The sequence below is a fragment of the Salipiger sp. PrR007 genome (assembly GCF_010499845.1).
GTDB classification, from domain to species: domain Bacteria; phylum Pseudomonadota; class Alphaproteobacteria; order Rhodobacterales; family Rhodobacteraceae; genus Salipiger; species Salipiger pacificus_A.
The window spans coordinates 17858-28255 of the sequence record NZ_JAAGOZ010000042.1 but is presented as its reverse complement, the minus strand read 5'-3'; the positions used below and the strand labels follow the sequence as shown (position 1 = coordinate 28255).

The 10398-nt window shown below is 66.3% G+C and carries 10 protein-coding genes; 8 read left to right on the top strand and 2 right to left on the bottom strand.

The annotated features are described in order from the left end of the window. Positions 1 to 175: 175 nt before the first annotated feature. Complete coding sequence (locus G0Q01_RS18280; RefSeq protein ID WP_370457300.1) at positions 176 to 823, bottom strand: flavin reductase family protein; 648 nt, start codon at positions 821 to 823, stop codon at positions 176 to 178. After that, entirely contained in the window at positions 820 to 1506 is a 687-nt protein-coding gene (locus G0Q01_RS18275; RefSeq protein ID WP_108970657.1) for a GntR family transcriptional regulator, read from the bottom strand. Before G0Q01_RS18275 ends, G0Q01_RS18280 begins: the two co-directional genes overlap by 4 nt. A 163-nt stretch (positions 1507 to 1669) precedes the next feature. Between G0Q01_RS18275 and G0Q01_RS18270 the strand changes: the two genes are divergently transcribed. From G0Q01_RS18270 to G0Q01_RS18235, 8 genes are all read left to right on the top strand, one after another. Beyond that, on the top strand, positions 1670 to 3247 hold the full coding sequence (locus G0Q01_RS18270) for an ABC transporter substrate-binding protein (protein ID WP_164196854.1): 1578 nt from the start codon (positions 1670 to 1672) through the stop codon (positions 3245 to 3247). A gap of 94 nt (positions 3248 to 3341) precedes the next feature. Further along, complete coding sequence (locus G0Q01_RS18265; RefSeq protein ID WP_164196855.1) at positions 3342 to 4334, top strand: ABC transporter permease; 993 nt, start codon at positions 3342 to 3344, stop codon at positions 4332 to 4334. Next, positions 4327 to 5301 carry an ABC transporter permease gene (locus tag G0Q01_RS18260; protein WP_235940246.1) on the top strand — a complete coding sequence of 325 codons (975 nt, stop codon included), beginning with the start codon at positions 4327 to 4329 and terminating at the stop codon, positions 5299 to 5301. The genes G0Q01_RS18265 and G0Q01_RS18260 overlap by 8 nt, the downstream gene beginning before the upstream one ends. 2 nt (positions 5302 to 5303) lie before the next feature. Continuing rightward, on the top strand, positions 5304 to 6485 hold the full coding sequence (locus G0Q01_RS18255) for an amidohydrolase family protein (protein ID WP_164196856.1): 1182 nt from the start codon (positions 5304 to 5306) through the stop codon (positions 6483 to 6485). Next, a complete protein-coding gene (locus G0Q01_RS18250; RefSeq protein ID WP_164196857.1) occupies positions 6482 to 7915 on the top strand; it encodes a chlorohydrolase family protein in 1434 nt (477 codons plus the stop codon). The genes G0Q01_RS18255 and G0Q01_RS18250 overlap by 4 nt, the downstream gene beginning before the upstream one ends. Continuing rightward, positions 7912 to 8880 carry an ABC transporter ATP-binding protein gene (locus G0Q01_RS18245; protein ID WP_164196858.1) on the top strand — a complete coding sequence of 323 codons (969 nt, stop codon included), beginning with the start codon at positions 7912 to 7914 and terminating at the stop codon, positions 8878 to 8880. The genes G0Q01_RS18250 and G0Q01_RS18245 overlap by 4 nt, the downstream gene beginning before the upstream one ends. Further along, positions 8877 to 9836, top strand: coding sequence for an ABC transporter ATP-binding protein (locus G0Q01_RS18240; protein ID WP_164196859.1), 960 nt, complete (start codon positions 8877 to 8879; stop codon positions 9834 to 9836). Before G0Q01_RS18245 ends, G0Q01_RS18240 begins: the two co-directional genes overlap by 4 nt. After that, positions 9829 to 10344: a nucleoside deaminase gene (locus G0Q01_RS18235; RefSeq protein ID WP_164196860.1), complete on the top strand. Its 516-nt coding sequence runs from the start codon at positions 9829 to 9831 to the stop codon at positions 10342 to 10344. The genes G0Q01_RS18240 and G0Q01_RS18235 overlap by 8 nt, the downstream gene beginning before the upstream one ends. Positions 10345 to 10398: the final 54 nt, after the last annotated feature.

The window sequence follows — 10398 nt, the reverse complement described above, 5'->3', positions numbered from 1 at the left end:
CACTCCAATCCTGCCCATTCAGGGGAGTGTGACACTTCAGCTTTGCTCATGTGAGACATTCTAACTTGGCGCTTACATTCGTGTTTGCGTATAACACACATTATGTAACCGCATTGAACCTTGGCTCTGGCCCGAGGTGTCCTCTTTTGGTCGCGATCACCCGGTATTACAGCCGTCAGGCCCGCACCTTCCGCGCCGAAAGAACCTCTTCCGCCGAAGGTGTCGCCAGGTCGAAGTAGTCCAGCGTGCCGGCGTATCCGTTCCCGCCCATGCGCCCGATTGCGTCGAGCTTTTCATGGTTGGAGTAGTAGGTCCCGAGGTCGATCACGTCCTCGCGCACATGCGCCATCACGATCTGTCCCAGGATGATTTCCCGGGCCGAGCTGACCTCGATCCCGAGGTAGCGGCGGCACTCGAAGGCGACCGGCGCCTCGGCGATCCGCGGGCAGGCAACCTTCTCGCCGGGAACGGCGGTGAGCCCGGCCATCTCGAGCTCGTCGACCTCGGGGCCGAAGGCGGCGGCGGTCACAGACATCGTCCCGGCGTTGGCACGATCAACGATGTTCACGGTAAAGCACTCGGTCATCCGGATGTTGTAGGCCGTGTCCTTGAAGCTGCGGTCCGGCTTGTTCTCGACGCCGAGGGCAAGGATGGGCGGGTCAGCCGACAAGCAGTTGAAGAACGAATAGGGCGCCGCATTGACCACCCCCTCGGGCGAGACCGTCGTGACCCAGGCAATCGGGCGCGGCACGATCGTGCCGATCATGACCTTGTAGGCTTCGCGCGGCGTCAGGTCCGCGAAGTTCAGCGCGTGGTGGGTCACGTCGCCAGCTCCTTTCCGTAGCGAGACAGGATCGATGAGATGCTGTCCGGTTTTTGTTCAAGCTCGGCGCGCCCGGCGACGGCACCAAGGTGATGATCCATGATCTGCGTTGCGCGCTCGGCATCTCCCGCGCGGATCGCCTCGATGATCTGCGAATGTTCATCCACCGCGCAGTCCGAGGAGTGCGATTTGGCGTACATCGCCATGATCAGCGAACAGCGCAGCACCACCTCGCCGACGTAGCGCGAGAGGACGGCGTTGCCGGTCAGCTCGGCCAGCAGCGTGTGGAACTCGCCGGCGAGACGGATCGAGACCGGCCCGTCCTTGCCGCGCACGCTCTCCTCCAGGCGCACATGCGCCTCGAGCTGGTCGAAGCCGCTCGAGGGAATGCGCTCGACGAGGATGCGGATGACCTCGGCTTCGAGGGCGCGCCGGACCTCGAATATCTGCTTGGCCTCATCCAGCGAGGGCTCGGCGACAAAGGCGCCACGGTTGCGTCGCGTGACCACCAGCCCCTCGTTCTCGAGCCGCACCAAAGCGTGGCGCACGATGGTCCGGCTCACGCCGAACTGCTCGCCAACCGTGTCCTCGGGAAGGCGCATTCCCGGCTTCAGCGCCTGCTCGATGATGGCGCGCTTGAGCAGCGTGTGCACCGCATCGGTGAGTGTCGTTTTTTCGGTCATGGCTCGCAGCCTTGTCGCATTCCTTTGCACTCCAGTAGCGTATCCAGATGATCTCGTCAATTGGATACAATTGTCTTGCAATGCGCTCCTCGATGCGCCATCTAACACACATCGTATCCAATTTGATCGATTCCCAAATACAATCACCAACAGGGACGGGACCATGACTTTCAGACAGATTCTGCTTGCCTCGGCGGCGCTCGCCACCCTCGCAGGAGCAGCGCAGGCCGAGAACGTGCTCAAGTGGGGCGCCAACCGGGACATCGGATCGCTCGATCCCTATTCCTATGGCGACAGTTTCACCATCAACGTGCTGAACCATGTCTACGAGGGGCTGGTGCGCTACAATGCCGATCTCAAGATCGAGCCCGCCTTGGCGACCAGCTGGGAAATCCTTGACGACAAGGTGACCTGGCGCTTCAAGCTGCGCGAGGGGGTGACCTTCCACAATGGCAACCCCTTCACAGCCGAGGACGTGGTTGCCTCGCTGCAGCGGGTCAGCCATGAAACCTCGCCGTTGAAGGGCAACCTTCCGGCCTATGTCTCGTCGGAGGCAGTCGATGATTTGACCGTCGACATCACGCTCAACGACACCTACCCGCTTCTGCTCAACGATCTGACCAACATCCATATTTTCGACAAGGAATGGATGGTTGAGCACGACTCGCTGCTGCCCACCGACATCGGCTCGGGCACCGAGGGCTACGCCACCTACAATGCCAACGGCACCGGCCCCTTCAGGGTCGAGAGCCGTCAGCCCGACGCCAAGACCGTCTTCGTTGCGAACGCCGACTGGTGGGACGAGCCGCAGCACAATCTCGACCGGATCGAGCTGACCCCGGTGACCTCGGCGGCGACCCGCGTCGCGGCGCTGCTATCGGGCGAGATCAACTTCACCAATGACGCGCCGGTGCAGGACCTTCCTCGGCTCGCCGCTGCGCCCAATGTCGAGGTTCTCGAAGGCGTCGACCTGCGCACCGTGATGATCGGCTTTCCCTTCCGCGACACGCTGGTCTCGGGTGAGTCCAACCCCTTCAAGGAAAAATCCGTGCGCGAGGCGCTTTACAAGGCGATCGACCTCGACCTGATCCAGAGCAGGGTGATGCGCGGGAAATCCCGCACCGCCGGCGCGACTGTGGCACCGCCGATCCCCGGCTACTCGGAAGAACTGGATACAGTTCCCGGATACGATCCCGATGCCGCGAAGGCGCTCTTGGCCGAGGCCGGCGTGCCAGAGGGGCTGCAGTTCGAGTTCAATTGTCTCGCCGACGGTCTGGTGAACGAAGAGCAGTTCTGCCAGGCCATCGCCTCGATGTGGTCGCGCATCGGGCTCGCGCCCAAGCTCGACGTGGCGCCGCGGGCGGTGCAGACCCCGAAGCGGACCAACGGCCAGACCGACATCTACACGCTGGGCTGGGCCACATTGCCGATGCTCGACGCCTATTCACCGCTGCTGCAGATCTTCCACAGCAAGGTGGGCAATTCCGGCGTCTTCAACTGGGGCGGCTGGTCCTACCCCGAACTCGACGCACTGATCGACGCAGCGGGCAGCGAGCTCGACACCGACACCCGCCTGTCGCTCGAGACCGAGGCCCTGCAGTTCGTCAAGGACGAGATGATCATGATCCCGCTGCACCAGCAGCCCATGGCCTGGGCGGTGACCGACGAGGTCAGCGAGATGCCGCTCTTCCCCGACAACAAGCCGCGGCTGTGGTTCGCGCAGGTCGGTCAGGGCAGCTGAGGCAGGCGCGCGGGGGCCATCGCCCCCGCGCCCTCCCCTTCGAGACAGGATGACAGCCGGTGGGTCCGCCCCGCCCGCAAGACAGGAGTGAGCCATGCTCGCCTTTCTCATCAAGCGCACGGCCAACGCGGCCTTCGTGATGCTCGCCGTCGCGCTGCTGGCCTTCGTGATCTTCCGCTTCTTCGGCGATCCCGTCGAGATGATGGTCAACGAGCAGGCAACGCAGGCCGATCGCGTGGAGCTGCGCGAGCGACTGGGGCTGAACGATGGTTTCGTCACCCAGTACACGCGTTTCGTCACCCATGCGGCGCAGGGCGATTTCGGCATCTCCTACCGCAACCAGCAGGACGTCATGGTGCTGATCGGCGAGCGCTTCCCGGCGACCTTCGAGCTGGTGCTGGTGGCCACGGTGATCTCGCTGGTGGTCGGCATCCCGCTCGGGGTGATCACTGCCGTGCACCGCAATTCGCGGCTGGCGAACGCGCTGCAGCTGGGCTCGATCGTCGGCGTCTCTCTGCCGAGCTTTGTGGTCGGCATCCTGCTGATCCTCGGCTTCTCGGTCAGCCTCGGCTGGCTGCCCGCCTTTGGGCGCGGCGAAACCGTGGACATCGGCTGGTGGTCGACCGGTCTTCTGACCCCCTCGGGCCGCGCGGCCCTGGTGCTGCCGGCGCTCTCGCTCTCGACCTTCCAGATCACCCTGGTGATGCGGCTGGTGCGGGCCGAGATGCTCGAGACCCTGCGCAGCGACTACGTGAAGTTCGCGCGCGCGCGCGGCGTGCCGAAACGCCGGGTGCACTGGGTCCACGCGCTGCGCAACTGCCTGATGCCGGTGATCACCCTCACCGGCATGCAGATCGGCAACCTTATCGCCTTCGCGCTGGTCACCGAAACGGTGTTTCAATGGCCCGGCATGGGGCTGCTCTTCATCCAGGCGGTGACCTTCGTCGATATCCCGGTGATGGCCGCCTACCTGATGCTCGTTTCCTTCATCTTCGTGCTGCTCAACACGCTGGTCGACGTGACCTATGCCTGGGTCGATCCCCGGTTGCGCGACGATGCTGCCAAAGCCGGAGGAGCCAATGGCTGAAATCTCTCCCATGACCGATACGCCGCAGGCCCCCGCCCAGACCGCCCTGCCCCGCCGAACGCGCATTGCGGCGCTGCGAGAGAGCGACCTGTGGTACTCCTTCCGCAGCCATCCCAGCGCAATCTTCGCGGCCTGCCTTCTGGCGCTGGTGGCGCTGAGCGCGCTGCTGGCGCCTCTCATCACGCCGCAGGATCCCTATGACCTCGCCGCGCTCGAGCTGTGGAACGCCGAGATTCCGCCGATCTGGAACGCGCAGGGGCAATGGCCCTACATCCTCGGCACCGACACGCAGGGCCGAGACATCCTCTCGGCGATCCTTTACGGCTCCCGGATCAGCCTCGTCATCGGCTTTGCTTCGGTGATGGCGGCGCTGGCGGTCGGGCTCTCCCTGGGACTGGTCGCGGGTTACTTCGGCGGCTGGGTCGACAATGTGATCATGCGGCTTGGTGACGTGCTGCTGTCGATGCCTTTCATCCTCATCGCGATCCTCATCACCGCCGTCGCGACCGCCGCGCTGCCGACGCACCTCAAAGATGTGCTTGCTGCCCCGATCCTCATCCTCGCCATCGCGGTGCCGTCCTGGGTGCAATACGCCCGCACCGTGCGCGCATCGGCGATGGTCGAGCGCAAGAAGGATTACGTCAGCGCGGCGCGGCTGATCCGGGTCAAGCCATGGCGGATCATGCTGCACCACATCCTGCCTAACTGCATGACCCCGATCCTCGTCGCGGCGACGCTGAACTTCGGGCTCGCGATCCTGTCAGAGGCGACGCTTTCCTTCCTCGGCGTCGGCATGCCGCCGGACCAGCCCAGCCTCGGCACGCTGATCCGTGTGGGGAACCAGTACCTTTTCTCTGGCCTGTGGTGGATCGTCGTGTTTCCCGCGATCCAGCTGTGCCTGATCGTCCTGTCGGTCAACATGATCGGCGACTGGCTGCGCGACGCGCTCAACCCAAAACTGAGATGACCATGACTGCAAAGACCCTGAAGAACGTGCGCCCGATGGGCGCCCCCGCCACCGATCTGCACATCATGGAGGGCCGCTTTGTCGCCGCCGCGCCCGAGGGCGCCGAGGCGATCGACTGCGGCGGCCGCATCCTGATCCCCGGGCTGGTCGAGGCGCACACCCATCTCGACAAGTCGCTGCTCGGTCTGCCGTGGTACCGCAACGAGGTCGGCCCACGGCTGATCGACAAGATCGACAACGAGCGCGAAGTCAAAGTCTCCCTCGGGCTCGATCCGCAGGTGCAGAGCGAGCGGCAGGCGATCCTGTCGATCGGCCACGGCACCACCCACATCCGCAGCCACGTCGACGTCGACACTCACCACGGGCTGCGCGGCATCGAGGGCGTCATGGCGACGCGCGAGAAGCTTGCGGGCTACGTCGACATCGAAATCGTGGCCTTCCCGCAGTCCTCGATGATGCCGCGCCCGGGTACTGTCGAGCTGATGGACGAGGCGCTGGCGCTCGGCGCGGACGTGGTCGGCGGCATTGATCCCTGCGGCATCGAGCGCGATCCCAAGGGGCATCTGGACGCGGTGTTCCGGCTCGCCGAGAAGCACGGCAAGCCGATCGACATCCACCTGCATGAGCGTGACCTGATGGGCGGCTTCTCGATGGAAGAGATCATCGCCCGGACCCGTGCCCACGGGATGCAGGGCAAGGTCACCGTCAGCCACGCCTTCTGCCTCGGCATGAGTGACCGCGCCTATGTTGCGTCGCTGCACGAGCAGCTTGCCGAAGAGCGCATCCACATCATCACCACCGCCCCGGCTTCGGCGCCGGTGCCGCTGGTCAAGGACCTGAAGGCGGCAGGCATCCTGACCGGTGCGGGCTCGGACGGCATCCGCGACACCTGGGGGCCCTATGGGAACGCCGACATGCTCGAACGGGCGATGTTCGTCGGGCTGCGCAACAACCTGCGCCGCGACGACGAGGTCGAACTGGCGCTGGACATTTGCACCCGTGGCGGCGCCGCGATCATGGAGGTCGAGGGCTACGGGCTGGAGATCGGCGACCATGCCGACGCCGTGCTGGTCGAGGGCGAGACCCTGGCCGAGGCGGTGGCATTGCGCGCACCCCGGGCGCTCGTGGTCAAGCGCGGTAGGGTGGTCGCGCGAGACGGCAAACCCATGATCGACGCGCCATGAACCGCACCTTGCTCTCGGCCCGCTGGGTCATTGGCCATGAGGACGGCTGCCACGTCGTATACGAGGACGGCGTGGCGGTGATCGAGGGCACCCGCGTTTTGCATGTGGGGCGCCGCTTCGAGGGCGAGGTTGCGCGGCGCGTGGACTACGGCGAGGCGGTGATCTCGCCGGGGTTCGTCGATCTCGACGCGCTGTCCGACCTCGACACGACCATCCTCGGCTACGACAACGGCCCGGCGTGGAAGAAGGGCCGCGTCTGGCCCGAGAGCTACGTCGCGCGCGGCCCCTACGAGATGTACTCGGCCGAAGAGCTGGCTTTTCAGAAGCGCTTTGCCTTTGCGCAGCTTATCCGCAACGGCATCACCACTGCCCTGCCCATCGCTTCGCTGTTCTACCGCGCCTGGGGCGAGACCGTGGCCGAGTTCGACGCCGCGGCACATGCCGCCGAGGACCTGGGTTTGCGGGTCTACCTCGGCCCCGCCTATCGCACCGGCGGGCAGGTCACCGACACGGCTGGCACCATCCGAGCCGTCTACGACGCGCCCCGCGGGTTGCAGGGTCTGCAGGACGCTGCAGAGTTTGCCACGCGCATAGACGGCACTGCGGGCGGGCGCATCCGCGCCATGTTCGCCCCGGACCGGATCGAGACCTGCACCGGGGAGCTGCTCCGCCGCACCCAGGCGCTCGCCTCCGAGATGGGCGCGCCGGTGCGCCAACATTGCTGCCAGTCGCCCACCGAGCTGCGGCTGGTACAGGAGCAGCACGGCACCACGCCGATCGACTGGCTCGACCGGGTCGGCGCGTTGGGAGCCAACTGGCTGCTGCCGCATGGCACCCACGCGTCCGAGCGCGATCTCGCCCTGATCGCCCAGCATGGGGCTTCGCTGGTGCATTGTCCGCTGGTCTCTGCCCGGCACGGCGGCATGCTGCGCTCATTCCCGGCCTGCCGGGCGCGCGGGATCAACGTCGGGCTCGGCACCGACACCTGGCCACCGGACATGATCCTCAACATGCAGATCGGCATGATGACCGCGCGCCTCGCCGAAGGGCACGAGGCGCTGCGCAGCGAAGAAATGTTCGATGCCGCCACACTGGGCGGGGCAAGCGCGCTCGGCCGGAGCGATCTCGGCCGCCTCGCCCCCGGCGCCTGCGCCGATATCGCGGTGATCGACCTTGGCCGTACGCTTCAGGTCCCCGACCCGGTGCAGAGCCTGATGACCTCGGCCTCGGGGCGCGACGTGCGAGACGTCTGGATCGACGGGCGCCGCGTGATGACCGACCGCAAGATCCCCGGCTGCGACGAGGCCGCCGACATGGCGCGTGCTCAGGCACAGTTCGACGGGCTGGTGGCCAAGTACCCCGACCGCACTGCCGGGCACCCTCCGGTGACCGAGATATTCCGCCCCAGCTACGCAAGGAGCGAGCGATGACCGACCCTGTCCTGGACGTGCGCGGATTGCGCGTCGAGTTTCCCACGCGCCGCGGCGTGCTCACCGCCGTGAACGATATCTCGCTGACTATCGGGCGCGGCGAGATCCTCGGCGTCGTCGGCGAGTCCGGAGCTGGCAAATCGATGACCGGCATGGCGATCCTCGGTCTGCTCGAGCCGCCGGGCCGCATCGCCGCCGGCGAGATCCGCCTTTCAGGCACACGCATCGACACGCTGACCGAGAGCGGGATGCAGAAGGTGCGCGGCCGCCGCATCGGCGCGATCTTCCAGGACCCGCTGACCTCGCTCAACCCGCTGTTTCGGGTCGGCGACCAGTTGGTCGAGACCATCCGCCTGCACAGCGATTTGAGCAAGAGCGCGGCGCGCGCCCGCGCGCTCGAGCTGATGAGCGAGGTCGGCATTCCGGCGGTGGAGGAACGCATCGACAACTACCCGCACCAGTTCTCCGGAGGGATGCGGCAGCGCATCGTGATCGCCCTGGCGCTCTGCGCCGAGCCTGAACTGATCATCGCCGACGAGCCGACCACCGCGCTCGACGTGTCGATCCAAGCGCAGATCACCGCGCTGCTCAAGCGGCTCTGTCGCGAGCGCGGCACAGCGGTGATGCTGGTGACCCATGACATGGGGGTGATCGCCGAAACTGCCGACCGGGTGGCGGTCATGTATGCCGGGCGGCTGGCGGAGCTCGGCGCGGTCGAGGACGTGGTGCGCCGCCCCCGCCACCCCTACACCGAAGGGCTGATGGGCTCGATCCCCAGCCTGCGCAAGGACATGGAAGAGCTGCAGATGATCCCCGGCGCGATGCCGCGCCTGGATAGCATCCCGCAGGGCTGCGCATTCCACCCACGCTGTGCCTACGCCGGACCGCGCTGCCGCCGCGACACGCCGCGGCTCGAAACCACCGGCGCCGCCTGCTGGCTCGCCCTGACCGGAGAAACCGCATGACCCGTCCGATCCTCGAAGTCGACGCGCTGGAGCGCCGGTTCGACGTCTCCGCGCCTTGGCTCAACCGCCTGCTCGAAGGCAAGCCGCGGCGCACGCTGCGCGCGGTCGATGGGGTGGATTTCGACATCCAGCCCGGCCAGACTCTGGCGCTGGTTGGTGAGTCCGGCTGCGGCAAGTCGACCATCGCCAAGCTGGTCACCGGGCTGCATGCACCCTCCGGCGGTGCGATCCGCTTCAACGGCGACCCCGACAAGATGCAGATGATCTTCCAGGATCCCTATGCCTCGCTCAACCCGCGCTGGCGGGTCGGCCGGATCATTGCCGAACCGCTGCGCACGCTGCGCCCCGAGACGCCCGAGCCTGAGGTCATGACCCGCGTCGAGGACCTGCTGCGGACGGTTGGCCTCGCTCCCGCCGATGCCGCCAAGTTCCCGCACGAATTCTCGGGAGGCCAGCGCCAGCGCATCTCGATCGCCCGCGCCCTGGCAGGCGAGCCGGAGTTCCTCGTCTGCGACGAGCCAACGTCGGCGCTTGACGTCTCGGTGCAGGCGCAGGTTCTCAATCTGATGAAACGTCTGCAGAGAGAGATGGGCCTCACCTACCTCTTCATCAGCCATGATCTGTCTGTGGTGCGGCACATGGCCGACGTGATCGCGGTGATGTACCTTGGGCGGATCGTCGAGATTCAGCCCACCGCCGATCTCTTTGCCCGCCCGCTACATCCTTACACGCGGATGTTGCTGGACACGATCCCCGACCTCGAAGCCCCCAAGCGCGACCGCGTGCCTATGGGCGGCGAGGTCCCTTCGCCGGTGTCGCCGCCCCCCGGATGCAGCTTCCATCCGCGCTGCCCGATGGCCTTCGATCGCTGCAAGCGCGAGCGGCCGCAGCGCGAGGTGCACGTCCACGACCGCCGGGTTGCCTGTTTCGCAGCCGAGGAGAGCGCCGATGTTTGAAGACCGTTTCCTCCGCCGGGCCATCGAGATCTCGGCACGGGCGCTGACCACGCCGGGCACGGAACCCTTTGGCGCGGTGGTGGTCCGCGACGGGGAGATCGTGGGCGAGGGCATCAATCGCTCGGTGCTCAACCATGATCCGACCTCGCATGGCGAGACCGAGGCGATCCGCGACGCCTGCCGCAATCTCGGCACCGTCGATCTGCGCGGTGCGGCGCTTTACTCCAGTTGCGAGCCCTGCCCTCTCTGCGTCGCCGCGATGCTGATCTGCGGGGTGTCGGAGCTCTACTACGCGGCGGACATGGCGCAGGCGGGAGCGGCCCTTGGGGACCTGCCGGAAAGCGCCCGTTTTCCCATCGACGTCGATCACATGCTGGCACAATGCGGGCTGCCCGCGCCGGAGCGGGCGATGGTCAGCGCCCGGCGCCGCGATGGGAAGGCTGCGCGTATCCTGCAGATCTGGGCCCACAAGGCGTCAAGCTCTCTCGACGCTGCTCGCGAAACCTGATCGCCGGAGGCCGACAGCCTTCACCGACCAAGCGCGGAGAAGACACCATTCGTA

Excerpts from the sequence above, each read along its gene's own strand:
- G0Q01_RS18265 (WP_164196855.1), top strand. The coding sequence starts at position 3,342 with ATGCTCGCCTTTCTCATCAAGCGCACGGCCAACGCGGCCTTCGTGATG.
- G0Q01_RS18275 (WP_108970657.1), bottom strand. The coding sequence starts at position 1,506 with ATGACCGAAAAAACGACACTCACCGATGCGGTGCACACGCTGCTCAAG.
- G0Q01_RS18255 (WP_164196856.1), top strand. The coding sequence starts at position 5,304 with ATGACTGCAAAGACCCTGAAGAACGTGCGCCCGATGGGCGCCCCCGCC.
- G0Q01_RS18270 (WP_164196854.1), top strand. The coding sequence starts at position 1,670 with ATGACTTTCAGACAGATTCTGCTTGCCTCGGCGGCGCTCGCCACCCTC.
- G0Q01_RS18235 (WP_164196860.1), top strand. The coding sequence starts at position 9,829 with ATGTTTGAAGACCGTTTCCTCCGCCGGGCCATCGAGATCTCGGCACGG.
- G0Q01_RS18240 (WP_164196859.1), top strand. The coding sequence starts at position 8,877 with ATGACCCGTCCGATCCTCGAAGTCGACGCGCTGGAGCGCCGGTTCGAC.
- G0Q01_RS18260 (WP_235940246.1), top strand. The coding sequence starts at position 4,327 with ATGGCTGAAATCTCTCCCATGACCGATACGCCGCAGGCCCCCGCCCAG.
- G0Q01_RS18250 (WP_164196857.1), top strand. The coding sequence starts at position 6,482 with ATGAACCGCACCTTGCTCTCGGCCCGCTGGGTCATTGGCCATGAGGAC.
- G0Q01_RS18245 (WP_164196858.1), top strand. The coding sequence starts at position 7,912 with ATGACCGACCCTGTCCTGGACGTGCGCGGATTGCGCGTCGAGTTTCCC.